General features: G+C 59.2%; 23 protein-coding genes. 11 read left to right on the forward strand and 12 right to left on the reverse strand.

What is annotated here, in order from left to right:
• Positions 1–143: 143 nt before the first annotated feature.
• The 3 genes from ACQUTG_RS00960 to ACQUTG_RS00970 form a co-directional block, all read right to left on the reverse strand.
• Positions 144–2,171: a PhoX family protein gene (locus tag ACQUTG_RS00960; RefSeq protein ID WP_428917611.1), complete on the reverse strand. Its 2,028-nt coding sequence runs from the start codon at positions 2,169–2,171 to the stop codon at positions 144–146.
• Positions 2,172–2,328: 157 nt separating this feature from the next.
• Positions 2,329–2,634, reverse strand: a complete 306-nt coding sequence (locus ACQUTG_RS00965; RefSeq protein WP_428917612.1) for a hypothetical protein — start codon at positions 2,632–2,634, stop codon at positions 2,329–2,331.
• A gap of 90 nt (positions 2,635–2,724) precedes the next feature.
• Positions 2,725–2,982, reverse strand: a complete 258-nt coding sequence (locus ACQUTG_RS00970) for a hypothetical protein (RefSeq protein ID WP_428917613.1) — start codon at positions 2,980–2,982, stop codon at positions 2,725–2,727.
• Positions 2,983–3,179: 197 nt separating this feature from the next.
• On the opposite strand from ACQUTG_RS00970, the gene ACQUTG_RS00975 reads away from it, so the two are divergent.
• On the forward strand, positions 3,180–4,448 hold the full coding sequence (locus tag ACQUTG_RS00975) for an alkane 1-monooxygenase (protein WP_428917614.1): 1,269 nt from the start codon (positions 3,180–3,182) through the stop codon (positions 4,446–4,448).
• 139 nt (positions 4,449–4,587) lie between these two features.
• Here ACQUTG_RS00975 and ACQUTG_RS00980 read toward each other — a convergent pair whose 3' ends face one another.
• Together ACQUTG_RS00980 and ACQUTG_RS00985 are read right to left on the reverse strand one after the other, a co-directional pair.
• On the reverse strand, positions 4,588–5,367 hold the full coding sequence (locus ACQUTG_RS00980; RefSeq protein ID WP_428917615.1) for a crotonase/enoyl-CoA hydratase family protein: 780 nt from the start codon (positions 5,365–5,367) through the stop codon (positions 4,588–4,590).
• Entirely contained in the window at positions 5,367–7,172 is a 1,806-nt protein-coding gene (locus tag ACQUTG_RS00985; RefSeq protein ID WP_428917616.1) for an acyl-CoA dehydrogenase, read from the reverse strand. Before ACQUTG_RS00985 ends, ACQUTG_RS00980 begins: the two co-directional genes overlap by 1 nt.
• 237 nt (positions 7,173–7,409) lie before the next feature.
• Here ACQUTG_RS00985 and ACQUTG_RS00990 point away from each other — a divergent pair, with 237 nt between their 5' ends.
• On the forward strand, positions 7,410–8,402 hold the full coding sequence (locus ACQUTG_RS00990; RefSeq protein ID WP_428917617.1) for a GlxA family transcriptional regulator: 993 nt from the start codon (positions 7,410–7,412) through the stop codon (positions 8,400–8,402).
• A 115-nt stretch (positions 8,403–8,517) separates the two neighbouring features.
• Positions 8,518–8,682: a hypothetical protein gene (locus ACQUTG_RS00995; RefSeq protein ID WP_175497221.1), complete on the forward strand. Its 165-nt coding sequence runs from the start codon at positions 8,518–8,520 to the stop codon at positions 8,680–8,682.
• An 18-nt stretch (positions 8,683–8,700) separates the two neighbouring features.
• Here ACQUTG_RS00995 and ACQUTG_RS01000 read toward each other — a convergent pair whose 3' ends face one another.
• Positions 8,701–9,720 (reverse strand): CNNM domain-containing protein, encoded by a 1,020-nt coding sequence (locus ACQUTG_RS01000; protein WP_428917618.1) that lies wholly within the window; start codon positions 9,718–9,720, stop codon positions 8,701–8,703.
• Positions 9,717–11,771 carry an FAD-dependent oxidoreductase gene (locus ACQUTG_RS01005; RefSeq protein WP_428917619.1) on the reverse strand — a complete coding sequence of 685 codons (2,055 nt, stop codon included), beginning with the start codon at positions 11,769–11,771 and terminating at the stop codon, positions 9,717–9,719. Before ACQUTG_RS01005 ends, ACQUTG_RS01000 begins: the two co-directional genes overlap by 4 nt.
• Before the next feature lie 347 nt (positions 11,772–12,118).
• Here ACQUTG_RS01005 and ACQUTG_RS01010 point away from each other — a divergent pair, with 347 nt between their 5' ends.
• The 8 genes from ACQUTG_RS01010 (at position 12,119) to ACQUTG_RS01045 (ending at position 20,110) form a co-directional block, all read left to right on the forward strand.
• Entirely contained in the window at positions 12,119–14,920 is a 2,802-nt protein-coding gene (locus ACQUTG_RS01010) for a monovalent cation/H+ antiporter subunit A (RefSeq protein WP_428917620.1), read from the forward strand.
• Positions 14,920–15,291: a Na+/H+ antiporter subunit C gene (locus ACQUTG_RS01015; RefSeq protein ID WP_428917621.1), complete on the forward strand. Its 372-nt coding sequence runs from the start codon at positions 14,920–14,922 to the stop codon at positions 15,289–15,291. The genes ACQUTG_RS01010 and ACQUTG_RS01015 overlap by 1 nt, the downstream gene beginning before the upstream one ends.
• Positions 15,288–16,805, forward strand: a complete 1,518-nt coding sequence (locus ACQUTG_RS01020; protein ID WP_428917622.1) for a monovalent cation/H+ antiporter subunit D — start codon at positions 15,288–15,290, stop codon at positions 16,803–16,805. Before ACQUTG_RS01015 ends, ACQUTG_RS01020 begins: the two co-directional genes overlap by 4 nt.
• Complete coding sequence (locus ACQUTG_RS01025; protein ID WP_428917623.1) at positions 16,805–17,293, forward strand: Na+/H+ antiporter subunit E; 489 nt, start codon at positions 16,805–16,807, stop codon at positions 17,291–17,293. The genes ACQUTG_RS01020 and ACQUTG_RS01025 overlap by 1 nt, the downstream gene beginning before the upstream one ends.
• A complete protein-coding gene (locus tag ACQUTG_RS01030) occupies positions 17,290–17,559 on the forward strand; it encodes a K+/H+ antiporter subunit F (RefSeq protein WP_113862974.1) in 270 nt (89 codons plus the stop codon). Before ACQUTG_RS01025 ends, ACQUTG_RS01030 begins: the two co-directional genes overlap by 4 nt.
• 9 nt (positions 17,560–17,568) lie before the next feature.
• Positions 17,569–17,901: a Na+/H+ antiporter subunit G gene (locus tag ACQUTG_RS01035; protein WP_428917624.1), complete on the forward strand. Its 333-nt coding sequence runs from the start codon at positions 17,569–17,571 to the stop codon at positions 17,899–17,901.
• Between the two features lie 130 nt (positions 17,902–18,031).
• A complete protein-coding gene (locus ACQUTG_RS01040) occupies positions 18,032–18,313 on the forward strand; it encodes a pyrimidine/purine nucleoside phosphorylase (protein WP_092001367.1) in 282 nt (93 codons plus the stop codon).
• 153 nt (positions 18,314–18,466) lie between these two features.
• Positions 18,467–20,110: a fatty acid--CoA ligase gene (locus tag ACQUTG_RS01045; RefSeq protein ID WP_428917625.1), complete on the forward strand. Its 1,644-nt coding sequence runs from the start codon at positions 18,467–18,469 to the stop codon at positions 20,108–20,110.
• A 105-nt stretch (positions 20,111–20,215) separates the two neighbouring features.
• On the opposite strand, the gene ACQUTG_RS01050 is transcribed toward ACQUTG_RS01045, so the two are convergent.
• From ACQUTG_RS01050 to ACQUTG_RS01070, 5 genes are all read right to left on the reverse strand, one after another.
• Positions 20,216–21,652 carry an alkaline phosphatase PhoX gene (locus ACQUTG_RS01050; protein WP_428917626.1) on the reverse strand — a complete coding sequence of 479 codons (1,437 nt, stop codon included), beginning with the start codon at positions 21,650–21,652 and terminating at the stop codon, positions 20,216–20,218.
• A gap of 10 nt (positions 21,653–21,662) precedes the next feature.
• Positions 21,663–23,393: an alkaline phosphatase D family protein gene (locus ACQUTG_RS01055; RefSeq protein WP_428917627.1), complete on the reverse strand. Its 1,731-nt coding sequence runs from the start codon at positions 23,391–23,393 to the stop codon at positions 21,663–21,665.
• 221 nt (positions 23,394–23,614) lie between these two features.
• Positions 23,615–24,868: a D-amino acid dehydrogenase gene (locus tag ACQUTG_RS01060; RefSeq protein WP_428917628.1), complete on the reverse strand. Its 1,254-nt coding sequence runs from the start codon at positions 24,866–24,868 to the stop codon at positions 23,615–23,617.
• A gap of 135 nt (positions 24,869–25,003) precedes the next feature.
• Positions 25,004–25,357 carry a translation initiation factor Sui1 gene (locus tag ACQUTG_RS01065; RefSeq protein ID WP_428917629.1) on the reverse strand — a complete coding sequence of 118 codons (354 nt, stop codon included), beginning with the start codon at positions 25,355–25,357 and terminating at the stop codon, positions 25,004–25,006.
• 24 nt (positions 25,358–25,381) lie between these two features.
• Positions 25,382–25,912 carry a DUF4136 domain-containing protein gene (locus tag ACQUTG_RS01070; RefSeq protein ID WP_428917630.1) on the reverse strand — a complete coding sequence of 177 codons (531 nt, stop codon included), beginning with the start codon at positions 25,910–25,912 and terminating at the stop codon, positions 25,382–25,384.
• Positions 25,913–25,993: the final 81 nt, after the last annotated feature.

Raw genomic sequence — 25,993 nt, forward strand, 5'->3', positions numbered from 1 at the left:
CTTCCAATCGGTTTTCCGGAAGTCTAACACAGCCGTTTCCGAAGCCTACCCGTGGTTTTCGCGGACTCGCACAGTAAAAGAAAAGGCCGGCCCCGCTTGTGCGGGGTCGGCCTTTCAATCAGCTTCTTCCTGATTTGAGGCTATCAGGCGCCGATAACACCGCCGTCGTCGCGGGTAACGATGACGGTTGCATCACGGGGACGCGGATCGGAAGAATCCGGCCAGTTACCGTCCGGGTGCTGGATGTTGACAAACATGGTCTTGACGTCCGGGGTAGTGACAACACCTGTCACCTCGCAACCGACCGGGCCAACGAAGAATCGCTTGATTTCACGGGTCTCAGGATTGGCAGCCAGCATCATATTGTTCTGGTATGGGGCAGCATCGGAGCCATCGGTCTGGATCCAGAGACGACCGTTATAGTCGAACCAAAGGCCATCCGGGCTATTGAAGATGTTGTCGTCGTCCAGTGTCACAACCGCTTCACCATCCACTACCGTCTCGGTGCCCTTCAAACCGGCGAATACGAAGATATCCCATTCGAAGGACACCGCGGCGTGGTCATTACCGGATTCCATCCAACGAATAATGTGGCCATTCTCGTTGTTGGCAATCGGGTTGGCCGCGTCTGTCTGCTCTTCAGTTCGTTTGGTGTTATTGGTCAAGGTGAAATACACCTCGCCGCTGTTCGGATCAACAGCGCCCCACTCCGGGCGGTCCATGGGAGTGGCACCCGCGATGTCCGCGGCCAGGCGGGTGTTCACCAGAACATCGGCCTGATTTTCAAAGCCCTCAAACGCGATAGCACCAACAGTGGTACCGGTTGCGGCGCTGACTTTTGCAGCAAAATCCGCGTCAGCCAGATCAAGGGGCAACCACTCACCGGTGCCGTCGTCATTGAAACGAGCCACGTAAAGCGTGCCCTCGTCCAGCAGATAGCCGCCGGCTGTTGCGGCGTAGTATGGCTTGGAGGAGACAAATTTATAGATGTACTCAAACCGCGAGTCGTCGCCCGAGTAACAAACCACGGGCTCGCCTTCTTTCACCGGTGCAAAGATCACACCTTCGTGTCCGAAGCGGCCCAATGCCGTGCGCTTCTGAGGCGTGCTTTCCGGGTTGAACGGGTCAATTTCGACCATGTAGCCATAGGTATTGGCTTCGTTCCGGTAATCATCTGTGGCGGTGCCCGCACCCGGCGTTACATCGAAACGTACGTAGCCGTCGGCCTGGTTGTCGGCCAGTTCCCAATCATAGCGGGAAGTACTATCGACACCGTGGCGAACCTGCTCCCGGGGACGTACTTCCGCACTCGTTCTGAAGTAACCGTGCCAGTTTTCCTCAGCCGCGAGGTAAGTGCCCCATGGTGTCGGACCCATGGAGCAGTTATTCAGAGTGCCACGGGTGCGGTTGCCGTTGGGGCTGAATTTGGTGAACAGCTTGTGATAACCGCGGGCCGGACCGCGGATTTCCATCTCGGTACCGCCGGTGATCCGACGGTTGAACGGGCTGCCAAAGACGATGTCCCAGGTACCGTTGGCGTCCTGTTTGATATGGACGACAGACACACCGTGGGCCGCGATTTCTTTCCGCACCTCATCGGACGGACGCATTCCCTCGACATAAGTCGCGCCATTGGCGTGCAGGGCACCCTGATTGATGTATTCGTGGTTCATGACCAGCAGGCCTTCCGTGGAGCTGTTGCCACCGGCCTTGAGATCAATCGGGAAAAAATGCATGCCATCGTGGTGCATGCCCACCTGCTGCTCCTGATCTGCACCTGTGTTGGTACCGTCCGGACGGTAGGCCGGGTAGGAACCGGTAATCGGCGTGCCCCAGGGAAGGAAAGCCTGTGCCGAGTAGCCCTCGGGAACCACGGCCTGGTTTGCGGTAGAGACCGGGATCGCCTTGAAACCCAGCTCGGTGTTGGCAGCATCGGTGTCGGTACCGGCGTCGCTTGAGGTGCCAGTCGTGTCACTGCTGCTGTCACCACCACAACCGGCCAGCCCCAGGCCCATAACGCTTGCGAGTGCCGCGCCAACGGTGCCCTTCATGACGGAACGACGCTGCATCCGGGCAGCCAACACCTGGTGGAACGGGGTGTTTTCGGAATGGTTGACTACCGGCTCATAGTTCGGGTCCAGGTAGTTCAGATCAAGATCGTGTTTGGCCATTTCTTGCCTCTCTCACAACGGTCAGGGGAAGTTGGTTTGGAGAGGCCAGTTTCGGCAGGAAGTATGACAGGACAGCAACTGTTTGAAGACAAACTCATGACTGTTTATTGACAGCAAAACGCCAGCCTCCCCCAACAGGAGACTGGCGCGGGTGTGTTCACTGCTGGGTCGATTCCTCGTACCCGTCTTCCACCGCTTCCGCAGTTTCCTCTGCGGCATCGCTTACTTCATCACCGGCTTCCTTGGCCTTGTCCTTGGTCTCTTCCCAGGCGCTGTCAGCCTGACCGGCGGCTTCCTCGTAAGTGTCCTGGGCGGATTCGCCGGCTTCTTCCATCATTTCACCGGCGTTGTCGGCGGCCTGTTCGATGTCCACGCCCTGGTTGGATTCCTCGTCCTCTGAGCTGCAGGCTACCAGCCCCAGTGAAGCGGCCAGAGCCATGGCTACGAGCATTTGCTTTTTCATAACGTTCCCTCCGTTGAAGATCATTCGCAACGGGGAGGAGATTACGCCCATGGCAGCAGATAACACAATTACTGGGGCATTACTCTTTGGTTAGCAGCAACTTACGGTGGGGAACCTGCCATCGATGGTGATGACGTGGTCAACACCCACCATTTCCCCCCTGCCCAGGAGGATAAAGTCCTTGCCGGCACGGCTGAAAATGTCCCGGATAGTGTCGTGGGCAATACAGATCTGACCGGCTCCATCCCGGTACACGACTTCTGCCATTCTGCCTGTGGTCAGGTATTCCCGGAGCATATCCTGAACGGACCAATGGGCGACGGCGCCCTGGGTATCTTGAGGTGTCATGGCTGAACCATCCCTGTCGCTCTGTTTGGCCGAGCTGATTGTTGTTTGCACAAAGTCTGGTTCAGTTATGGCGGATTCGCCACTCCCTCTTTGCTTGTCATTTCATGCCAACACACCAAAATTGTCGGACAATAGTTGAATTGACCGATTGTCCGACATAAATTGGGTCAAACAATGATCAAGATGGAGGTCCGGATATGAATGCCAAGGTCAACGACGCGGTACAAAAGCAGGAAGAGAAGGATACTTCTCTTCAGGACGGCAAGGACTGGAAAGATCCCAAACGTTACATGTGGCTCCTCGGCCCTGCCCTGCCTGGCATCGGACTCGCGGCCCTCACCGGTTACGCCGTTGCGCCGAAGAAGCTCAAGGCGCTGGCCTGGACCGGTCCGGCACTGGTGCACGGGATCATCCCGGCCCTCGATCGGGCCATCGGCGAAGATCAGAGCAATCCTCCGGAAGCAGCGGTCAAGCCACTGGAGCAGGACAAGTACTATGACCGCATTGTGAAGGCGTTCATCCCGACCCAGTACGCCATGACCTTCATGGGCGCCTGGCTCGCCAGTCGCAAAAACACGCCTATTGAAGACAAGATCGGCCTGACTTTGACGGTTGGTGCCATCAATGGTGTGGGCATCAACACCGCCCATGAGCTGGGCCACAAGTCCAACAAGCTGAACAAACTGCTGGCGATGGCGGCTTTGGCACCGACCGGTTATACACACTTCGTTGTGGAGCACAATTTCGGCCATCACAAGCGGGTGGCCACACCGGAGGATCCTGCCAGCAGCCGTATGGGAGAGAGTTTCTGGAAGTTCCTGCCCCGGACGGTGATTGGCGGCATCAAGTCATCGGTGAAGATCGAGAAAGCGCGGCTGGCGCGCAAGGGCAAGGGTTTCTGGAGCCTGGACAATGAGTTGCTGCAGGGCTGGGCGATGAGTGCCGGGTTCTTTGGTGCCACCACACTGGTGTGTGGTCCGCGGGCGGTTCCGTTCCTGGCGGCGCAGGCGGTGTATGGCGCCAGTCTGCTGGAGAGCGTGAATTACATCGAACACTATGGTCTGCTGCGGCAGAAGGACAAGAAAGGCAAGTATGAGCGGACGAAGCCGGAGCACAGCTGGAACAGCAATCACATTGTGACCAACCTGTTCCTGTATCAGCTGCAGCGGCACTCGGACCATCACGCCCATCCGACCCGGAGTTTCCAGGCGTTGCGCCACTTTGAGAAGGCGCCACAGTTGCCTGGCGGCTATGCGTCGATGCTGTTGCCGGCTTATATTCCGACCTGGTGGTATGAGGAAATGGACAAGCGGGTGATCGACCATTACGAGGGCGATCTGAGCAAGATCAACTGGGATCCGGACCGGAAGGAGGAGCTGATGGCCAGGTATGCGGATTATGCTGCCAAGGTGGCGGCTGAGGCCAAGGAACGGCGGGAGTCCAAGTCGGATTCCGAGGCTGCATAGTCTTAAACTTGGGTGTCGGCGGCCGACTGGGGCACCCTTCCGGGACACGCCGTGAATACGTCCCTGTAGGCTTGTGTGCAGCTTCCCTGCTGCACACAGTCCCGGAAGGGTGCCCCAGCCGCCCGCTCCAACTTGTGAGTTATCTTCCCTTGAAAACCGCTTCTCTTCTTTCAAGAAACGACTGAATCCCCTCCTTTACATCCTCACTGGCCATAACCGGTTGCAGGTCCGGGAACAATCGCTGTTTGGCCGCTTCCTGACCTTCACTGACCGCAAGTTTTGAGGATTTCAAACTCCCCTGAACACCCAGCGGCGCGGCCTTGGCGATTTTCTCAGCGATTTCCAGGGCCCTGTTGAACTGCTCGCCGGGCTCGACCAGTTCCTGGATCAGGCCCCATTGGTAGGCCTGGTCTGCGGTCCATTCGTCGCCGGTCAGAAGGTAGCGTTGGGCGTTGCCCCAGCCGATTTCCCGTTGCAACCGGATGGTGGCGCCGCCGCAGGCGAAGATGCCGCGTTTGACTTCCAGCTGGGCGAAGCGGGTGCCTTTGGCGGCCACGCGGACGTCGGTGTTGAGCATCATTTCGACACCGCAGGTGAAGCAGATACCCTGGGCGGCGAATACGACCGGTTTGCTCAGACCGTCGCCGGTGATGTGGAACGGGTCGAGTTCGCCTTCGTCCGGTTCGATGCCTTTGCCGTTGGCGAAGACGTCGGCCCAGTCGTCCAGTTGCAGGCCGCTGGTGAAGTGGTCGCCCTCGGCGTACATCAGGCCGACGCGCAGCTCCGGGTCGTTCTGGAGCTGATAATAGGCTGCAGCGATTTCGTGGTACATGGCCCGGTTCATGGCATTCATTTTTTCCGGGCGGTTGAGGCCGATCAGGAGGATGTGGCCTTGTTTTTCTACCTTGACCAGGGCCATCAGAACCACTCCGCTTTCATGTTCAGGCAGGTATCATCCTGATTTCGAAGCAGTACCAGGTCCTGGGCGACGGTGGGCAGTTCCCAGTGGAAGAAGTACTGGGCGGCCTGCAACTTGCCGTTGTAGAAGTTCTGTTCGTCTTCGCTGGCAGCGGATTCCAGAGCCTTCGCTGCGGCGTTGGCCTGGCGCAGCCACATCCAGGCCACGGTGATATGGCCGAAGAGGTGCAGATAACACGAGGCGTTCGCCAGGACGTTGTCGGGGTTGCCGCCGCCCATGAGGGATTTGCCCAGGCTCTGGGTGACTTTGACCGCCTGTTGCAGGGTTTCGCTCAGGGACAGGGCCCACTGTTGGCAGCGGTCGGTGTTGGCAGCTTCCAGGTCGACCTGCATTTCCTGCATCAGCAACTGGAGGCCGTGGCTCTGGTCCTGCCAGATCTTGCGGCCAAGCAGGTCCAGGGCCTGGATGCCATTGGTGCCTTCATGGATGGGGTTGAGGCGATTGTCCCGCCAGCACTGTTCCACGGGGTATTCCCGGGTGTAGCCGGCACCGCCGTAGACCTGGATCGCCAGGTCGTTGGCTTTGGGACCGTACTCCGAAGGCCAGGCCTTCATCACCGGGGTCAGCAGGTCGAGCAATTTGCCGGCTTCCAGGCGTTTCTGTTCGTCCGGGTGGGTGTTCTGGTCATCTACCAGACGGGCGCCATAGAGGCACAGGGCCAGGCCGCCTTCACTGTAGGCTTTCTGGGCCAGCAGCATGCGGCGTACATCGGCGTGCTCGATGATGGGCACCTGCGGGCTTTCCGGGTTCTTCTCGGAGGGTTTGCGGCCCTGCAGGCGGTCCTTGGCGTATTCGAGGCTGTGCATGTAGCCCCGGTAGCCGATGACCGCCGCGCCGAATCCGACACCCAGGCGGGCTTCGTTCATCATCTGGAACATGTATTTGAGGCCCTGATGGGGCTCGCCAACCAGGTAGCCGTGGCAGGGAGCGTCGTCGCCGAAGCTCAGGGCGGTGGAGGTGGTACCCCGATAGCCAAGCTTGTGGATCAGGCCGGCGAGGCTGACACCGTTGCGTTCGCCCGGGTTGCCTTCGGAATCAACCCGGAACTTTGGAACGACGAACAGGGAGATGCCTTTGACCCCGGCCGGTGCGCCTTTGATCTTGGCCAGAACCATGTGGACGATGTTGTCGGTGATGGACTGCTCGCCGCCGGAGATGTAGATCTTGGCGCCTTTGATCAGGTAGTGGCCTTCGTCGGTCGGGCTGGCGGAGGTGCGGATGTCCGCGAGGCTGGAGCCGGCGTGGGGCTCGGTCAGGGCCATGGTGCCGGAGAAGCGGCCGGAGAGCATGTGCGGCAAATAGGTGGCTTTCTGATGTTCATCGCCGAAGATGCGGATCAGGTTAGCGGCCGCGGTGGTCAGGAACGGGTAGCCGGCGGTGCCGGGGTTGGCGGCGGTGAAGAAGCCGTTGCAGGCGGCCATGACGGATTCGGGCAGCTGCATGCCACCGAGAACATAATCGTACCGGCCGGCGATGAAACCGGCCTCGGCGTAGGCGTCAAAGGCCTGTTTGACCTGGGGCAGCATTTTGACCTGGCCGTCTTCGAACCGGGGCTCGTCCTTGTCAGCGGCGCTGTTGTGGGTGGCGAACTGTTCGCGGGCCATCTTGTCGGCGGTTTCGATGACGGCGTCGAAGGTGTCTTTATTGTGTTCGCTGAAGCGCTCGCGGGTGATCAGGGATTCGGTGTCGAGTACTTCGTAGAGTTGAAATGCCAGGTCTCGGCGGTCAATCAGGGTGTCGGTCATGCTTGGTCTCCTGTTTATTGCCGCCTAGATTCTCATAACCGGTGGTTGTGTTGGAACCGGCATTTCTGACATATTCTTGGTGAATACCGCCAAAACTCACAGTAGAACGCCCGGGCACCAATGGGGACAAGTGCCCGAGACACGCCATGAATACGTCCATGTAGGCTTGTGTGCAGCTTCCCTGCTGCACACAGTCTCGGGCACTTGTCCCCATTGGTGCCCTACCTCGGAGTTCGTATGCAAACTGTGTCCGTGATTGGCTTCGATGGCGCATTGGCCAGCGCCGTAACCGGGATTATTGACCTTTTCCGCCTCGCCGGCGTGACCTGGGCGCGGATTTACGACGACGAACCTCATTACTACTTCAAAACCCGACTGCTTACCGAGAACGGCAAACCCTGCAAATGCATAAACGGGCTTACCCTGCTCAGCGATGGTGCCTGGAATGATCCGTCTTCAATTATTGGTAACGACCTGGTCATTATCCCCACCATTGGTGCCCCCATCGAGACAGTGCTGGCCGATAACCCGGCACTGATTGCCTGGCTGGGTCAGGCACGGCACAGCGATGCCGGCACGGTCAGCGTTGCCAGCAACTGTACCGGGGCGTTTTTCCTCGCGGAGGCGGGACTGCTGGACGGGCGGGAGGCGACGACGCATTGGGGCTTCAGCCAGAAATTTCGGGAGCGGTACCCGGGCGTGCGTCTGGATCCGGAGAGGCTGGTCACCGTGGATGGGCCAGTAGCCTGTGCCGGGGGCGGCATGGCCTGGTGGGATCTGGGGGTGTATCTGGTTGAACGGTTTGCCGGGGCGCAGGTGGCCCGGGAACTGGCGAAGGCGTTTGTGATTGATGCCGGCAGGACGAGTCAGGCGCCGTATGGGGCTTTGCAGGCCCGGCGTTATCATTCGGATGGGGCTATTCTTGAATTACAGGACTGGCTCGACGGGCATTTTCATCAAGTGATCACAATGCAGGAAATGGCGAACAGGGCGGGGCTTACTGAGCGGTCTTTGATGCGGCGTTTCAAGGCGGCGACCGGGGAAACGCCGGTCAGTTATCTGCAGATTCTGCGGATCGAGAATGCCAGGGAGCTGCTGGAGTCTTCCCGGGAGACGGTGGAGGGCGTTGTGCAACGCGTTGGGTACGAGGATGTCAGCTCCTTCAGTCGGCTATTCCGGAAACACACCGGGTTGGCTCCCGGGGCCTACCGGGCGAGGTTCGGCCGCTGACTGGCAGGGTGTAACACTGGCCCGTGTTATGCATCTAATACTAAACAAGGCCATCAGGCACTGGAGAACGTAAAGATTATTGACACAAGGTGTTCACGTGGGGAGGTAGCATTCCATGAACGCACCAGCAAAGCCGGGTCGGGCAGATGTCCTCAGCCGGCTCTATGACATGAAACAGAAACAACTGGCCAGAGCTCTTCAGCAGGGCAATCCCCTGCGCTGTCAGGTACTTGAAGCCGAAGCCGAGGCGATCTTCTCGGCACTGAAGTCGATCCGCTAACGCCCGCTGGCGGATCTTTCAGGATCCCATCTTGCGCAGTCGCCGGCTCCAACGTTGTTTGGCATACCGGCGAAGGTTGGAGACGTTATCGGTCTCGTCCATGATCTCGGTGCCCAAAAGTGTCTCCAATATGTCCTCCAGCGTCACTATGCCCAGCCAGGTGCCCAGCTCGTCATAAACAATGGCAATGTGTTGCCGCTCCCGCAGCATGTCAGAGAACACGTACTCGATGTTGGTGTTGCCCTTTACCCGCTTGATGCTTCGGAGGTGTTCCATCAGATCGGCATCGTCAGGGAGCGAGATCAGATCGGAGCGGTGCAGGTACCCCAACGCTTCCCCTTCCTCGTCGATCACCGGATAACGAGAGAACGGCGATTTGCGCACCTGCTCCCGGAATTCCGGCACAGTCGTCTCGGGCGGGATGAATTTGCAGACGGTTCGCGGCGTCATCACGCCACTGACCTTGATTTCATGGAAACGAAGTACGTTCTGGATAATCCGGCGCTCGTCTTCATCCAGGGCTTGCTGGTCCCGGCCAATTTCTGCCAACGCACTGATTTCGCCACGGATGTCGGTATCGGCCTCCCCCGCTGCGATGCGCCGGGTAATCATCTTCGACAGCCAGATGAAGGGCTTGAGCGAGGTCATCAGGAATCCGAGGACCGCCGGGAGCCTGGGTGCCAGGGTGCGCCAGTACTTGGCACCGATGGTTTTCGGGATGATTTCCGACAGGATCAGGATGGCGAGGGTCATCAGAGCGGATGCCGCCCCGAGCCAGGCCTCTCCGAAAACGACAGCCACCTGGGCACCAACACCGGTTGCACCGGCAGTATGGGCGATGGTGTTGAGTGTCAGTATGGCGGCAAGCGGATCGTCGATGTCGCTCTTTAATTTCCTCAATTTCAGGAAAAGCGCGTGATTATCCTTTTTCAGGGAGGCTATGTAGCTCGGTGTGACCGAGAGCAATGACGCTTCCAGAATGGAGCACAAAAACGAGAAGCCAATCGAGAGTACTGCGAAGGCGATAAGTAATGTCATAGTTGAGCTGCGACTTCCGTCCCTTGCCTGATGGCTCGTTTTGCATCCAGTTCCTCGGCAACGTCTGCGCCGCCGATGAGATATGTCCTGACACCAGAGGCTGACAACTGGTCGAAAAGTTCCCGGTAGGGTTCCTGGCCGGCACAAATTACAACGTTATCTACGGCCAGCACCCTGCTTTCGGTTACTTTGCCATCCTTGTCAGTCACGGAAATGTGCAGGCCCTGATCATCAATACGCTCATATCGGCAGCCCCGCAACATTTCCACGTCCCGATGTTTCAGGCTGCTCCGGTGGACCCAGCCTGAGGTCTTGCCGAGGCCACCACCCACTTTACCGGTCTTCCGCTGCATCAGGTAGATCTTGCGGGGTGAGGGCGTCGGTTTGCGCTCCGCCAGGCCTCCGGGACCCTCAAACTCGGGGTTTACGCCCCATTCCGCCTGCCAGTCGGCGACCCCCACCTGCTTTCCTTCCGGCTGATGGCTGAAGTCGTGGGTCAGGAACTCGCTGACATCAAAGCCGATGCCACCGGCGCCAATAACTGCCACGGATTTGCCCACCGGTTTGTTGTCACGAAGTACATCGAGGTACCCGAGCACCTTGGGGTGGTCAATACCATCGATTTTGGGGGTTCGTGGCTTTACGCCAGTGGCGATCACCACATCATCGAAGCTTTGCTCAAGCAGGGAGTCTGCATCAACGCGGGCTCCGAGCTTGAGGTCGATCTCCAGCAGCTCGATCTGTCGCTGGTAGTAGCGCAGCGTCTCGTAGAATTCCTCTTTACCCGGAATGCGCTTTGCGTAATTGAACTGACCGCCGATCCGGTCGTCCGCTTCGAACAGGGTGACCTTGTGGCCACGTTTGGCAGCCGTCGTCGCCGCTGCCAGGCCCGCAGGGCCCGCCCCCACCACGGCGACCCGCCGGGCCACCGGTGCTACTGTCAAGACCAGTTCGGTTTCATGACATGCCCGCGGATTCACCAGGCAGGACGCGCGTTTGGCCTGGAACACATGGTCCAGGCAGGCCTGGTTACAGGCAATGCAGGTGTTGATTTCGTCGCTGCGTCCCTGCTCGGCCTTGCGCACGAACTCGCTGTCCGCCAACAGAGGCCGGGCCATGGACACCATGTCTGCCTTGCCTGCGGCAAGAATCTCTTCACCTTTTTCCGGCGTGTTAATGCGATTCGTGGTGCAAACCGGAATATCCACCTGGCCGTAAAATTTGGCGGTGACATCGGCGAAGCCGCCGCGTGGCACGGAGGTTACAATGGTGGGTACCCGCGCCTCGTGCCAGCCAATGCCGGTGTTTATGATGGTGGCGCCGGCCTGTTCGATGGCCTTGCCGAGGGTCACAATCTGATCCCAGGTCTGTCCACCTTCAACCAGGTCCAGCATGGACAGCCGGTAAATTATGATGAACTCGCGACCCACCGCCTCGCGGATCCGTCGGACAATCTCCACGGGCAGGCGCATGCGGTTCTCGTAGGGACCACCCCACTTGTCCTTCCGTTTATTGGTGCGTTCACACAGGAACTGGTTGATGAAATAGCCTTCGGAGCCCATAACCTCAACGCCGTCGTAGCCGGCAAATTTGGCCAGTTTTGCCGCGTTGACGAAGTCGTCTATCTGCCGCTCGACACCCTTCGTGGACAGCCCGCGCGCCTTGAACGGACTGATCGGAGCCTTGGTGGCGGAGGCCGAGACGATCAGCGGCTGATAGCCGTAGCGCCCCGCGTGCAGCAATTGCAGGCAGATCTTCCCACCGGCCTCGTGAACTGCGCCGGTTACATGCCGATGGAGGAATGCCGTGGCACGGTTGTTCATCGTTGAAGACAGGGGAGCCAGCTGCCCGGCGAGGTTGGGCGAGAAACCACCCGTCACCATGAGACCAACACCACCCTCGGCCCGCTCCGCGAAATACCGGGCGAACTTGTGGATATTCCAGAAACGGTCTTCGAGACCTGTGTGCATCGATCCCATCAGAACCCGGTTCTTGAGTTCGGTAAAGCCGAGGTCAAGAGGTTTCAGGAGGTTAGGATAAGTGTCGCTCATGGGGCTCTCTCATGGAATATTTATCGCGAGTATACACTTGATCAATGGCAAGTTGACTTGACCTTGCGGACGGGCCACGTATCATCAAATCCCAAGTTTTATTGATGGAGCAACCAATGACCGTAAGGTCCTTAGGCTGCAAACAGACCATTCGCCCGCCCGTAACGGCTGATATCGCCCGCCACCGCGGTCGTCTTCCCTATTTCCCGGATCCACCATTCGCCTGATTCCAGGCTTTCGGTGTATTCCTGCGGCCCAAGCGTCATGCAGGGTCTCTATCCGGAAGCTAGACTTCTGCACACACGCCTGTATTTATATATAAAAGAAAAACCGATAACGAGGTTGCGATGTCGCTACCGCTGGTTGTTTTACTGCCTTTCCTGGGGGCCATTGCCGCGCCCCTGTTCGCCCAGGGGGGGCGAACGGCAATAGCCATTGCCTCTTCCGTTCCGGCCCTGATTGCACTGGCCGCCCTTTACCCGAACTGGCAGGTATTAGCCGACGGCGGCTATGTGCTGTTCCACCAGGAGTGGCTTCCGGCCCTTGGCCTCTCGCTCAGCTTTCGCCTGGACGGTCTGGCGCTGCTGTTTGCGTTGCTGATCCTGATCATCGGGCTGCTGATCATCCTGTATGCCCGTTACTACCTGAAGCCGAAGGAAAACATCGCGAAGTTCTACGCGCTGCTGCTCTGCTTCAAGGGCTCGATGCTGGGTATCGTGATGTCCAGCAACCTGTTGCTGATGCTGATCTTCTGGGAGCTGACCAGCCTGGTCTCGTTCCTGCTGATCAGTTACTGGACCCACAAGCAGGACGCCCGCCGTGGTGCCCGGATGGCCCTGGCGGTGACTGGCGGCGGTGGCCTGGCGCTGCTGGCCGGCATCCTGATCATCGGTAACATCGTCGGCAGCTACGAGCTGGATGATGTTCTCGCCGCCGGCGATCAGATCAAGGCCCACGCCATGTACCCGGTGGCGCTGACGCTGGTGCTGCTCGGCGCCTTCACCAAGTCGGCCCAGTTTCCGTTCCACTTCTGGCTGCCTCACGCCATGCAGGCGCCGACGCCGGTGTCCGCCTACCTGCACTCGGCCACGATGGTAAAGGCCGGTGTGTTCCTGATGGCCCGGTTGTATCCGGCGCTGGCGGGCACTGAACAGTGGTTCTACATGGTGAGCTTCACGGGCATGGCAACCCTGCTGCTCGGCGCCTATGTCGCCATGTTCAAGCATGACCTCAAGGGCCTGCTGGCCTATTCCACCGTCAGCCATCTGGGCCTGATTACCCTGCTGTTCGGCATGGGCACGCAACTGGCAGCCGTGGCCGCTGTCTTCCACGTGATCAACCACGCCACGTTCAAGGCCTCGCTGTTCATGGCCGCCGGTATCATCGACCATGAAACCGGCACCCGGGACATGCGCAGAATCAACGGTCTCTGGCGCTACATGCCCCACACCGCGACCCTGGCCATGGTGGCGGCCTCCTCAATGGCCGGTGTACCGCTGCTGAACGGTTTCCTGAGCAAGGAGATGTTCTTCGCCGAGTCCCTGGAATTGAACCTGCCGGGACTCTGGGCCTGGTTGCCACCGATCGTGGCCACCCTGGCCGGCATCTTCGCGGTGGCCTATTCGGCCCGTTTCATCCACGACGTATTCTTTAACGGCAAGCCGGTGGACCTGCCGGTATACCCGCCCCACGAACCACCGCGTTACATGAAGATTCCCGTGGAAATCCTGGTATTTGCCTGTGTGATGGTGGGCATGTTTCCGGCGATCTCTGTCGGCCCGCTGCTGTATTCCGCGGCTTCTGCCACTCTCGGCGGCAATGTGCCGGACTACAAACTCGCCGTGGTTCATGGCTTGAACCTGCCCCTGCTGATGAGTTTTGTGGCGTTCTTTGGTGGCCTGCTGATGTATACCCAGCGCCAGCGCTTCTTCGATTTCCATGCCCGGTTCAAGGAAATTGATGAAAAAGCCGTGTTCGAAGCGGTGGTGTCAAGGGTTGCGGTCTTCTCCCACGACCTGACCGCCCGTATCGAGAACGGCTCCCTGCAACGCTACGCCCTGCTGCTGGTACTGAGTGTGATTGCCGTAGCCGCGGCGCCTCTGATGAATGTCGGCATCTTTGTGGGTGAACTGGGACTGAGTCCGGTTGACCCTCCCACCGCAATCGCAGCGGGAGTACTGATCGTCTGTGCTCTGCTGACAGCCTTCCTGCACCGGGAGCGTTTCTACGCACTGGTACTGCTCAGTGTGGTGGGGTTGATCGTGGCGCTCGCCTTCGCCCGCTTCTCGGCCCCGGACCTGGCCATGACCCAGTTGTCCGTGGAAGTCGTCACCATCGTTCTGCTGATGCTGGCACTGTTCTATATGCCGTCCTGGACGCCACTGGAAAGCTCCCGGGGTCAACGCACCCGTGATGCCGTCATCGCACTCGTTGTCGGTGTGGGTATGACCCTGGTCACCCTGGCTATGTTGACCCAGCCCTTCACCTCGATTTCCGACTTCTTCCTGGAAAACAGTAAATCCGGCGGGGGCGGCACCAACGTGGTGAATGTCATCCTGGTGGACTTCCGGGGCTTCGATACCCTCGGCGAGATTACCGTCCTGGCCATTGCCGCTCTGGGTATTTATGCAATGCTCAAGGATACCGCCCTGACCCCGCCGCCGGGCGATGGCATGGGTCACCCCTGGACCCGGGATGCCCATCCAATGATGCTCAAGCAGATCGCCCGGCCAATGCTGCCGCTGGCACTGATGATATCGGCGTTCATCTTCCTGCGAGGCCACAACCTTCCGGGCGGTGGTTTTGTCGCCGGCCTGATCACCTCCGTGGCCCTGATCCTCCAGTACATTGCCAGCGGCATGGTCTGGACCCAGGAGCGGATAGGAATCAAGTACCACAACGTGATCGGCCTGGGTCTTTTGTTCGCAATCATTGCCGGTGCCGGCAGCCTGGCCTTCAGCTATCCGTTCCTGACCTCCACCTTCGGATACATCACCTGGCCGGTGGTGGGCAAGTTCGAGGTGGCTTCGGCGCTGGTCTTTGACCTCGGCGTCTACCTGACCGTTATCGGCGCCACACTGCTGGCCCTGGTCAGCATTGGCCGGCTGTCACCTCACTCCGCCATCAAGCCCAAGAAGGAGGGTGCGTAATGGAGCTTGTCTTCGCGCTTGTTATCGGCGCCCTGACCTCCTCGGGCGTTTACCTGTTGCTGCGGGCCCGGACATTCCCCGTGGTGGTCGGACTGACGCTCATCTCCTACGGTGTGAACCTGTTCCTGTTCTCCAGTGGACGGCTGGCGACCGGTGGCCAGCCCATCCTGGGCAGCACAGAAAACTACTCCGATCCCCTGCCCCAGGCGCTGGTGCTCACCGCCATTGTGATCGGCTTTGCCATGACGGCTTTTGTGGTTGTGCTGTCCCTGAGAAACCTCGCTGATAACGAGGACGACCATGTAGATGGCCGCCAGGGAGAACGACCGGAGAAACCGGAGCAGAAAAGCGAGGAGGAACGCAGTCAATGAACCACTGGCTTATCGCTCCGATTCTGATTCCCCTGCTCGGTGGTGTCCTGCAGGCATTCATGGGTTATGCCCCGATCAGCCTGCGGCGCACCCTGGCTCTTGGCACGACAGTGCTTCTGCTGGTTGCTACCATCGTTCTGCTGGTAATGGCCAATGACGGCAGTTACCGCCTGTACGCGTTTGGCAACTGGCAGCCGCCGTTCGGTATTGTTCTGGTCCTGGACCGACTGGCGGCGCTGATGCTGGTGATGACAGCCGTTCTGGCCTTATTCGCACACCTGTTCTCCATTGGTGGAGCGGACGAGGGCAACCGCCAGTTCCATGGTCTGTTCCTGTTCCAGCTCATGGGGCTGAACATTGCCTTCATGACCGGCGACCTGTTCAACCTGTTCGTAGCCTTCGAGGTGTTGCTGATCGCTTCCTACGGCCTGCTGATGCATGGCGGCGGCACTGCCCGGACTGTTCCGGGCTTGCATTATGTGGTGCTCAACCTGGTGGGCTCGGCGGTGTTCCTGATCAGTGTCGGCATGATCTACAGCGTTACCGGGACCCTCAACATGGCCGATCTGGCCATCCGGGTGTTGCTGCTCTCCGGTGAGGAACTGGAGCTGGTCAAGGCCGGCGGCATGATGCTCCTGGTGGTGTTCGCCCTCAAAGCCGCCCTCCTGCCCCTGAGTTTCTGGCTGCCCAGAGCCTACGCCCATGCCACTGCACCGGTAGCGGCGCTGTTTGCCGTTATGACCAAGGTTGGCATCTACGCAATTCTGCGGGTGTACCTGCTGATATTCGGCGACGATGCCGGAGCGCTGGCCAACCTGGGCATGGACTGGCTGTTCCCGTTGGCGCTGGTCACCCTGATCATGGGCGTGGTGGGTGCCTTGGGCGCCCAGAGCCTGAAGACTCTCGTGGCCTGGCAGGTCATTATCTCGGTCGGAACTCTTCTGGCACCCATTGCCCTGGGTTCCAGGGAGGCCATCTCCGCAGCACTGTTCTATCTGCTCAGCACAACCTGGACCGTCGCCGGGCTTTTCCTGGTGGCGGAGCTGGTGGCCAGTCAGCGCGGCAGTGCGCTGGACAAGATTGTGACCGCGCCACGCATGCGTAACCGAACACTGATCAGTGTCCTGTTCCTCGTCGGCGCGGTGGCCGCGGCCGGCCTGCCACCCATGAGCGGCTTCTTTGCCAAGGTCCTGATTCTCAACTCGGTGACTTCCGGTCCCGAGATGGCGTGGCTCTGGTCTGTTGTGCTGATTGGTGGCTTCTGCACGGTTATCGCCTACAGCCGGGCCGGCAGCATTGTCTTCTGGCGGACCGTTAACGGCCATATCGAAGAGCCAAAACCGCTCGGGGGTAACCTGCGAGCCGCCACCGGCGCCCTGATTGGCATGAGTCTGGTAATCGTTGCCTTCGCAGGCCCGATAAACGAATACACTGACGCGACCGCAGCACAGCTGCAGAACCGCTCAGCCTATCTGGAAATCCTGCAGACTCCGATGGTCGGGGAGGAGAACTGATGCTTGACCGACTGAGTTTCCCCCAGCCCTGGCTCAGCCTGATCCTGTTTGTCACCTGGCAGTTCCTGAGTGACGGCATCAGCGGGGGCAGCGTGGTGCTGGGCCTGATTCTGGCCTGGGCCATCCCGCAGATGACCCAGGGATTCTGGCCCGAACGCCCCTCATTCATGCGGTTCTGGCTGATGCCTAAATACCTGGCTCGCGTGCTCAAGGACATTGTCATTGCCAGCTTTGAAGTTGCGGCACTGATCCTCAGCCCACGTAAGCCCCGGCCAGCCTTTGTCTGCTACCCGCTGGAACTGGAGCATCCCCTGGCCATTTCCATTCTCGCCAGCACCATTTCCCTGACACCCGGCACGGTCAGCACCGACGTCAGTGATGACCGGCGCCTGTTGCTGGTTCACGCCCTGGACACCGGGGATGAACAGGAAGTGATCAGCACCATCCGAAAACGCTATGAACAGCCTCTGCTGGAGATGTTCAAATGATCACCATTGCCCTTTACATCACCATCGCCATGGTCACCCTGGCCGCTCTGCTGAACGTATATCGCCTGATCAAGGGGCCGGATGCGCCTGACCGCGTGTTGGCACTGGATACCTTATACATCAATGCGATCGCGCTGATCATCCTGCTGGGCATCACCCTGGGCACCCGTATGTATCTCGAATCCGCCCTGCTGATCGCGGTCATGGGTTTTGTCGGTACCGTCGCCATGGCCAAGTACCTCAAGCGCGGCAGCGTGATCGAATAGGAGGCCCGTATGAATCCGTTTGCCGAATACGTCATTGCTTTCCTGCTCCTGCTCGGAGGCGCCTTTACCCTGATCGGCGCCATTGGCCTGGCGCGCCTGCCGGATTTCTTCACCCGCCTGCACGGCCCTACCAAGGCCACCACCCTGGGCGTGGGCGCCATCATGCTCAGCTCGGTGATCTACTTCAGCGCACGGGGAGAGGGTATCGGCATCTCCGAAGTGTTGATTACCGTATTCCTGTTCATGACCGCACCGGTGAGCGCCAACATCCTGGCCAAGGCGGCCATGCATATCGGCGTCAAAACCATGGACGGGACCGAGGGGAAGCCCTGGGAGCAGTGATGGAAGACGGGGCCAGATGAACGCTTTCATCTGACCCCATCTTCACAGCAGGTCCCGCATAAAAATGTCATTGGACTTACAAGGTTTTGCCGTATAGTAGTCGCCCCAATCCATTTCAGGAGGCCAGCGTATGCTTAAAGTCAACGAGTATTTCGACGGCAAAGCCAAATCCATTGCCTTCCAGACGGCCACTCTCCCGGCAACGGTCGGTGTGATCAGTCCGGGTGAGTACGAGTTCGGTACCACCAAGAAGGAGACCATGACGGTGATCAGCGGAGCCCTGACCGTGCTGCTCCCCGGCATGGAAGAGTGGATGACCTACGGCGCGGGCGAAAGCTTCGACGTTGCCGGCCAGGCCAGCTTCAAAGCGAAAGCAGATATCGACACTGCCTACCTTTGTACCTACCAGTAACACATTGATTCGCAGAGCGTACCGGTAAGAAAAAAACTGGCGCGTACGTTCTGCAATTTTTTCCTTTTCAGCGGTTCCCGTTTTTCCCAAACTGTGTCAGATTTGTCTTTCTCATCGTAATAACAAGCACAAGCAGAGAAAGAGGAACACAAGATGGCACAGACCCGAATCCTGTCTCCGGCCGAGAACGCCTATCAGTACCCCCTGCTTATCAAACAGCTCCTGCTCTCGGGGCCCCGTTATAACCCGGACCAGGAAATCCATTACGCCAACCGCAGCAAGTACACCTACACTACCCTGGTTGAACGCATTCACCGGCTGGCCAACGCGCTGACCGACGCCGGCGTGAAACCGGGTGACACAGTCGCGGTCATGGACTGGGATACCCCACGCTACCTGGAGTGTTTCTTCGCGATTCCGATGATTGGCGCGGTTCTTCACACCATCAACGTGCGCCTTTCTCCGGAACAGATCGTCTATACCATGAACCACGCAGAAGACGACGTGGTCCTGGTCCATGACGACTTTCTTCCCATCCTCGAAAGCGTCAAAGACGAGATCAAGACGGTCAAGACGTACATCCAGCTCACCGACTCCGAGTCCGCCGCTGACACCAGCCTGACCACCGCCGGTGAGTATGAATCCCTGCTGAGCCAGTCAGGAACCGAGTTCGATTTTCCGGATTTCGATGAGAACAGCGTCGCAACCACCTTCTACACGACCGGCACCACCGGCAACCCGAAGGGTGTGTATTTCAGCCACCGCCAGCTGGTCCTGCATACCCTGGCCATGACCGGCTCCCTCGCGGCCTATGATGAGATGCCGTTGCTGCGATCCAGCTCCGTGTACATGCCGGTCACGCCCATGTTCCACGTGCATGCCTGGGGTGTGCCCTACGCTGCCACCATGATGGGCATCAAGCAGGTTTACCCGGGTCGTTATGAACCGGAACTGCTGGTGGACCTGCTCAAGGAGCACAATGTCACCTTCTCCCACTGTGTCCCCACCATCATGCAGATGATGATGGCCACCGAATCCATCAAGACCGCGGATCTGAGCAACTGGCACGTGCTGATCGGCGGCAGCGCCCTGACCAAGGGTCTGTGCGACGCCGGCGCGAAGCTCGGCATCCGTATGTACACCGGTTACGGCATGTCCGAGACCTGCCCGCTGCTGAGTGCCACCCATCTCAAGCCCGAGGATCTGGAACTGCCGCTGGAGCAGCAGACCGCCAAACGGGTCAAGACCGGTATCGCGGTGCCCATGGTCGAAATTGAAATCGTTGATCCGGATGGCAAGCCGGTCCCCCACGATGGCGAAGCCAAAGGCGAGGTGGTCACCCGTGCACCCTGGCTGACCCAGAGCTACTTCAAGGAACCGGAGAAAGGCGAAGAGCTCTGGCATGGCGGCTGGCTGCATACCGGTGACGTCGCCAGCATGGAGCCGGACAACACCCTCACCATCAAGGACCGCATCAAGGATGTGATCAAGACCGGTGGCGAATGGCTGTCCTCCCTGGACCTGGAAAACCTGATCAGCCAGCACCCGGCCGTCGCCGGCGCCGCTGTGGTCGGTATACCTGACGAGAAGTGGGGCGAACGACCCTATGCACTGGTCACCCTGAAGCCGGGTGAAAACGCCAGCCAGGAAGACATCCAGAAGCACCTGCAGCAATTTGTCGATAGTGGTGATATCAACAAGTGGGCCATCCCGGGGCAGATGGACTTTGTCGATGACATTCCCAAGACCAGTGTTGGCAAGATCAACAAGAAGCTGATTAGGGATCAGTTGAAATAAGTGAACTCGGGGTCAGAAGAAAGCTTTCTTCTGACCCCTTTTTCAAGCTAAACCTCAAGGCGAACCTGGGGCCAGATGAACGCCTTCATCTGACCCCGTTTTCACTCACAGCCCCTCAGGCAGGATCAGCTCGTAAACCATCCCCAGGCCATTGGTAAATCCGCCAAAACCATTCCTGCCCCCACGATCCGAGGTGAAGTACATCCTTCGACCGTCCGGCGAGAACGCGATCCCGGCAATTTCCGAGGCGTCCTGCCCCACAATCTGCAGCAAAGGTTTCAGGGTGCCATCGGGCAGGATCACCACCACCTGCATGTCGCCGCCATCTTCCGCCACCAGGATGTCGCCCTGTTCGGTCACGAAGAGGTTGTCCACACCGGAGAGGATATCGTTCGGTGCCACGGCGGTGGCGCGGTCATAGATAACTTCGATGGTCTGGGCCAGAGTATCAACCGCCCAGATCCGGTCGTCACCCTTGGTGGCAAAGTACACGATGCCATTGAAGAACCAGACGCCCTCGCCCCCGTCGAACACGGTTGATTCCGGCAGCCGGTTTTCATGCTGCGGCTCATGGGGATTCTGAACATCCAGCCACTGGATCGGCTGGGGTGAATCCAGCGCCCCTTCAACGCCATCACCACCTACCGCCAGAACCTGCAGCCGGCCGGACTGCAAAGCGGCCCGCTCGCTGCCCTCGGGCCAGTCAGAGGGATCAGGCACCCAACGGTAAAAACGCCCATCCGGCATATCCTCGGTCAGATACAGCAGGCGCTCGCCCGGATCGATGGCAATGGCCTCATGGGAGAAAAAGCCAAGGGTTGGTCTTGCGAGCCCCTCACCGGGTTGGAAGGGATCACACTCCCAGACCTGACCGTTCGGGAATTCCTCACAGGACAGCCAGGTTTTCCAGGGTGTCACACAGCCAGCACAGTTGAACGTGGTTCCGCTGAGAATGGTGTAGGAGTCGACAATGGTGCCGTCGGGATCGAAGACCAATGTCCCCACCTGGGCCAGGCCAGGCGTAAACTCCTCGATGACATTGGTCAGTCCTGCCAATTCGGGATAGGAGAAACCGATACTGCCAACACCGGGAACCTCACTGTTACTGATATAGATCCACCCTCCGTTTTCCCTGGGAACGACCCCGGCCCCGTCCGGGAAAATATGCCAGGGGCGATTACCGATACCGCCCGTCTGTGGGCCACTGACGGCCATGCCTTCCGGTTGTGGCAGCTCACCATTGATTGCCACAATGCGGGTAGCGAAGCCCTCCGGGGTGCGAACACCATGAAGGTCAGCATCACGCAATGATCCGATGTCCGCAAAACGCCCCACCAGCTTCTCGATCTCGTCCGGGAGCGCGCCACCGTTGGATATTTCTCCGCCAACGGGGGGCACGACAGTTTCAGAGGCACTGGAAGCGGAACCACCACAGCCCGTGAGCCACGATGCCGAACCAACCGCTCCGGCCGTAAAGAACAGGGTTCGCAATACATCGCGACGTTTCCAGCGGTTTCCTTCCGGGATAATTGCACGGGACATCAGAACCTCCTTAACTCACAGCCTGGCGTACTGGCGGGTGAAACATCGCGGTGCGAACCGCTCTCGGCTCGGATCGGGGACGATCCTGATAGATGCGGCTGTTACCGCTATCGACACCCACAACCTTGGTCATATCGGGGTCAATTGTTCCCAGCTCGTCCGCACTGGAAATACTCCGGACGTAAAGGAATTCCGCCTGGGTTCGCTCTGTTGTCACATCAACGAGAATGAATCCGGGGGTCTTGAGCTCCACATACTTCATATGCGGATTGGCAAGCTGGACGGCGACCTCCGCCAGACCGGCGATTTCCTCCGGAAAGCCCGGTGAGGTTACTGAAGGTGTTACAAACTCCGCCGCCAGTGGAGGGGCAAGTGTGTTCTCCAGCAGATTGCCAGAGTCCGCATATACCTCATTGGCCCAGGATGTATGGATGTCGCCGGTAAAGATAACCGTGTTGCCGATGTTGTCCCCTTCGAGGGTCTTGAGAATGTTTTCCCTGTCCGCGACGTAGCCGTCCCACTGGTCCATGTTCAGGGACAGCAGCTGACCGTTGAAGGCCGACACATCGTTCATGCCAAGGGTACGGGCAGCGTCCAGGGTCCGGACAATATTCAGCTCGGCGAACATGACCTGCTGACCGATCATCCGCCAGCTCGCGGTGGAAGCAGCCAGACCCTGGGTGAGCCAGCTCATCTGCTCTTCACTCATGATTCGCCGTTCCCCATCGAAACGGTCCGGATCTGCCGGCGAGGAAACCTGCAGGTCCCGGCCCTCAAGACGGGTATCAAGCATAAACAGGTCGATCAGGCCGCCGAACTCAAACTTGCGCCAGATCCGGCCAGTCTCTGTCTCGGGTTCGCGGATGGGAAGCCACTCAAAATATGCCTGTATCGCCGCCTCACGGCGCTCGGACCAGCCACCTTCCGTCGCCTCATCGTGGTTCTCGGCGCCATCACGGTAGCTGTCGTTGGCAGATTCGTGATCATCCCAGATACAGATCATCGGAAACTGTTGGTGAACTGCCTGCAGGTTCACATCGGTCTTGTACTGGGCGTGACGCAAGCGATAGTCGGACAGTTCGATGATCTCGTGGGCAGGCAGGGGATCGCGCCCCGGAAAATCACCGTATTCACCGGGACCGTACTCGTAGATGTAATCGCCGAGGTGCAGGATGAAATCCAGATCCGACTGTTCGCCAACCGCCTTGTACACGGAGAACAGCCCATAGGCGTAGTTGGAGCAGGAGACCACGGCAAACCGGGCACGCTCTGCCGGCATCGTCGTGTCCGGGAAGGTCCTGGTACGACCGACCATCGATTTCTCCTTGCCCACGGAGAATTGGTAGTAGTACCAGGTATCCGGCCGGAGACCGGTCACATCCACCTTTACGCAGAAATCCCGGTCCGGGCCGGTGGTGGTATTGATCTGGCCAATCGGTTCCCGCATGTCCCGATCCCGGGCAACGGTCAGCCGCACCGGCACGCTTTCGACGGTTCGGGGCAACTCATCCGTAGGCGTGACACGGGTCCAGAGAATGACGCGATCCGGGAGAGGATCCCCGGAGGCAACGCCATGGTTGAAAGCCACTGCGGGAGCCCTGGTGGAATCACCGCTAACGACTCCGGAATCAGATTCACCGGTTGAAGGCGAAGAACTTGAGTTGCCGCCGCCACAGGCGGTCAGCGCAGTGAAAGACGTAGCAGCGAGCCCTTTGACGACCGCACGACGTTGCTTGTCCATTCTGCTCTCCGTTGTTGTCTGCGTGGGCCGGAACCAGACCGGCCTGGTGTTGTGAGGAGGTCACAGATTGGGAGGAGTTTATTGCCAGTTTGTGACAGTTGCCCGGCATTTCGGGCCAGAAGAATGGAGATAGGGTCTAGGCTGGGGTCAGATGAAGATTTTCATCAGACCCCTGGGGAGCGAGATTGGGGTCAGAAGAAGGCTTTCTTCTGACCCCGTTTTCACATGCCGGCGAAGGTGAAATCCACCTCCGGCTTTTTGCCACCAACAATATCCGCCAGGGCCGCGGCCGAGCCGCAGGAATGGGTCCAGCCCAGGGTGCCATGGCCGGTATTAAGGTACAGGTTGGCGAAGTGGCTCTTGCCGATGTAGGGCACGTTGGAGGGGGTAGCCGGGCGCAACCCGGTCCAGAACTCGGCACGGTCCCAGTCGCCCGCCTCCGGCATCACTTCGGCGGTGCGCCGCACGATGGCGCGGCAGCGGGTCAGGTTCAGTTTGCGGCTATAACCACTGAGTTCGGCCGTGCCGGCAACCCGGAGGCGGTCGTCCAGACGGGAGTAGACCAGTTTGTACTCGTCATCGGTCAGGCTGACCTTGAACGCCGCTTCCTCGTTCTTGACCGGTACCGTGATGGAATATCCCTTGGCGGGATAAATATCCAGGGTAATGCCCAGCTGCCGGGCGAGAATGGCGCTGAAACTGCCCAGGCACAGCACGTAACTGTCAGCCCGCAGGGTTTCGTGGTGCCCTTCCCTCAGGGTCTGGACACCCAGAACCCGGTCACCCGCCTGATCAAAACCAAGAACATCCGTGTCATACCGGAACTCGACGCCCGCTTCTTCGCAACGTTTTGCCAGCGACTGGGTGAATTTCCGCGCATCTCCGGACTCATCCTCGGAGGTGTAGGTGGCGCCGGCAATGCGGTCCTTGATCGGCGCCAGTGCCGGTTCCAGTTCCACTGCCCGGTTGGCATCGATGATCTGACGATCACACCCCAGATCCTGCATGATGCGGGTGGGTTCCAGGGCGCCATCGAACTCCGCGGGATTAGTGTAGAAATGCAGGATGCCCTTTTCCAGCTGGTCGTAATCCAGGCCCAGCTCTGCCCGCAACGCCTGGAGCTGGCTGCGGCTGTATGTACCCAGGTTGACCATCTGTCGGATATTGTGAGCCGCCTTGGCGGAGGTGCACTCGGCCAGAAATGCGAGCGCCCAGCGCCACTGGGCCGGATCCAGGCGGGGCCGGAACAGCAACGGCGCATCGGACTGGAACAGCCATTTCAGCACCTTCAGCGGCGCAGACGGATTGGCCCAGGGCTCGGCATGGGACACTGAAATCTGGCCGCCATTGGCGTAACTGGTTTCCAGGCCGGCGCCACTCTGCCGGTCCACCACCGTTACCTGGTGTCCCTGTTTTTGCAGAAACCAGGCGGTGGTTGTGCCTACCACACCTGCACCCAGAACCAGTATATGCATGCTTGCCTCCAGTCACAGAAATCCCCCAGCCCCGGGGTACCGGAGTGAGGGATTTCGTTGATTGCTCAGAATTCGGGGAAACGCTGTCTCACGCCCTATTGTAACGTGCGCGAAAAAGGATTGCGTATCAGACGATCAGCCACCGGCTTTCTTGACAGTCCAGCCCTTCTCTTGCAGCAGGGGAACCAGAAGGTCTCGGTGGTCACCCTGAATCTCCACGACACCATCCTTGATGGTGCCGCCAGTGCCACACTTGGCCTTGAGCACCTTGGCAAACGCTTTCAGTTCCTTGTCATCGAGGGGAATGCCGGTAATCAGGGTCACGCCCTTGCCTTTGCGCCCCTTGGTTTCACGACTGACCCGGACAACACCGTCACCCGCCGCTCGCAAGGGCTTGCCGCAGGTGCACTGATCGACCGGATTCCGGCATCCCGGGCACATTTTGCCCTGTTCCGTGGAATAGACCAGACCGCCAGACCGATTCTTCATGGTACCTCCGAGAGATTCCTCCGTTTATTCAAGGCCCGGAGGGTACTTCGAAAACATGTCGGACACCACCTCATCAATGAGCTCACTGCGGGTCTCGGGGGACTGACTCTCCCGGAGATAGCGGCGGCTGGCCGCGCGCCAGACAACCTGATCTGTCTCGTTATCCACCAGTTCGACGACCAGTTTGCCCTCATCGATCTCACGCACGGGGGGCGGGGCCGCCAACGCCCAACCGAAATGACCGGTCCCGAAACCGAACCCCAGGCCGACGCCGCTCTGTTCCAGACGCTCTTCCTCGACAATCTGCCAGTTGACCAGCAGATCTGCCTCGGCTTCAGCCACCCGGCGCATGGCCTTGCGGTTCAACTCCCGCTCAACCGCCTGGCGCACCCGGTTGCCATCCAGGGAGACAAAGGACGAGTTGCCCGCACTGGGTGCAAAGGCCCAGGTAGAATAATTGCCGAACACCACGGCATCATCGTAGTCAGTCACCACATTGGCAGCACAACCTGCCATCAACAACGCGGCGAACGCTATGGTCAGAAAACGTATCATGGTTGACTCCTCACACGGCTGGTCCGCAGAAAGTTTTAGTTCAGTATACGCCTGCTACACGCATGCCGATGCCGTTTCGAT

Source organism: Marinobacter sp. DUT-1 (assembly GCF_050379415.1).
In the GTDB taxonomy this organism is placed as follows: Bacteria; Pseudomonadota; Gammaproteobacteria; order Pseudomonadales; family Oleiphilaceae; genus Marinobacter.

What these genes read in the sequence shown, in the direction of transcription:
- ACQUTG_RS00975 (WP_428917614.1), top strand. Translation starts at nt 3,180, where the DNA reads ATGAATGCCAAGGTCAACGACGCGGTACAAAAGCAGGAAGAGAAGGAT.
- ACQUTG_RS01015 (WP_428917621.1), top strand. Translation starts at nt 14,920, where the DNA reads ATGGAGCTTGTCTTCGCGCTTGTTATCGGCGCCCTGACCTCCTCGGGC.
- ACQUTG_RS00970 (WP_428917613.1), bottom strand. Translation starts at nt 2,982, where the DNA reads ATGACACCTCAAGATACCCAGGGCGCCGTCGCCCATTGGTCCGTTCAG.
- ACQUTG_RS01070 (WP_428917630.1), bottom strand. Translation starts at nt 25,912, where the DNA reads ATGATACGTTTTCTGACCATAGCGTTCGCCGCGTTGTTGATGGCAGGT.
- ACQUTG_RS00980 (WP_428917615.1), bottom strand. Translation starts at nt 5,367, where the DNA reads ATGGCCCTGGTCAAGGTAGAAAAACAAGGCCACATCCTCCTGATCGGC.
- ACQUTG_RS00985 (WP_428917616.1), bottom strand. Translation starts at nt 7,172, where the DNA reads ATGACCGACACCCTGATTGACCGCCGAGACCTGGCATTTCAACTCTAC.
- ACQUTG_RS01025 (WP_428917623.1), top strand. Translation starts at nt 16,805, where the DNA reads ATGCTTGACCGACTGAGTTTCCCCCAGCCCTGGCTCAGCCTGATCCTG.
- ACQUTG_RS00995 (WP_175497221.1), top strand. Translation starts at nt 8,518, where the DNA reads ATGAACGCACCAGCAAAGCCGGGTCGGGCAGATGTCCTCAGCCGGCTC.
- ACQUTG_RS01040 (WP_092001367.1), top strand. Translation starts at nt 18,032, where the DNA reads ATGCTTAAAGTCAACGAGTATTTCGACGGCAAAGCCAAATCCATTGCC.
- ACQUTG_RS01010 (WP_428917620.1), top strand. Translation starts at nt 12,119, where the DNA reads ATGTCGCTACCGCTGGTTGTTTTACTGCCTTTCCTGGGGGCCATTGCC.
- ACQUTG_RS01055 (WP_428917627.1), bottom strand. Translation starts at nt 23,393, where the DNA reads ATGGACAAGCAACGTCGTGCGGTCGTCAAAGGGCTCGCTGCTACGTCT.
- ACQUTG_RS01060 (WP_428917628.1), bottom strand. Translation starts at nt 24,868, where the DNA reads ATGCATATACTGGTTCTGGGTGCAGGTGTGGTAGGCACAACCACCGCC.
- ACQUTG_RS01050 (WP_428917626.1), bottom strand. Translation starts at nt 21,652, where the DNA reads ATGTCCCGTGCAATTATCCCGGAAGGAAACCGCTGGAAACGTCGCGAT.
- ACQUTG_RS01030 (WP_113862974.1), top strand. Translation starts at nt 17,290, where the DNA reads ATGATCACCATTGCCCTTTACATCACCATCGCCATGGTCACCCTGGCC.
- ACQUTG_RS01005 (WP_428917619.1), bottom strand. Translation starts at nt 11,771, where the DNA reads ATGAGCGACACTTATCCTAACCTCCTGAAACCTCTTGACCTCGGCTTT.
- ACQUTG_RS00960 (WP_428917611.1), bottom strand. Translation starts at nt 2,171, where the DNA reads ATGGCCAAACACGATCTTGATCTGAACTACCTGGACCCGAACTATGAG.
- ACQUTG_RS01065 (WP_428917629.1), bottom strand. Translation starts at nt 25,357, where the DNA reads ATGAAGAATCGGTCTGGCGGTCTGGTCTATTCCACGGAACAGGGCAAA.
- ACQUTG_RS01020 (WP_428917622.1), top strand. Translation starts at nt 15,288, where the DNA reads ATGAACCACTGGCTTATCGCTCCGATTCTGATTCCCCTGCTCGGTGGT.
- ACQUTG_RS01035 (WP_428917624.1), top strand. Translation starts at nt 17,569, where the DNA reads ATGAATCCGTTTGCCGAATACGTCATTGCTTTCCTGCTCCTGCTCGGA.
- ACQUTG_RS01000 (WP_428917618.1), bottom strand. Translation starts at nt 9,720, where the DNA reads ATGACATTACTTATCGCCTTCGCAGTACTCTCGATTGGCTTCTCGTTT.
- ACQUTG_RS01045 (WP_428917625.1), top strand. Translation starts at nt 18,467, where the DNA reads ATGGCACAGACCCGAATCCTGTCTCCGGCCGAGAACGCCTATCAGTAC.
- ACQUTG_RS00990 (WP_428917617.1), top strand. Translation starts at nt 7,410, where the DNA reads ATGCAAACTGTGTCCGTGATTGGCTTCGATGGCGCATTGGCCAGCGCC.
- ACQUTG_RS00965 (WP_428917612.1), bottom strand. Translation starts at nt 2,634, where the DNA reads ATGAAAAAGCAAATGCTCGTAGCCATGGCTCTGGCCGCTTCACTGGGG.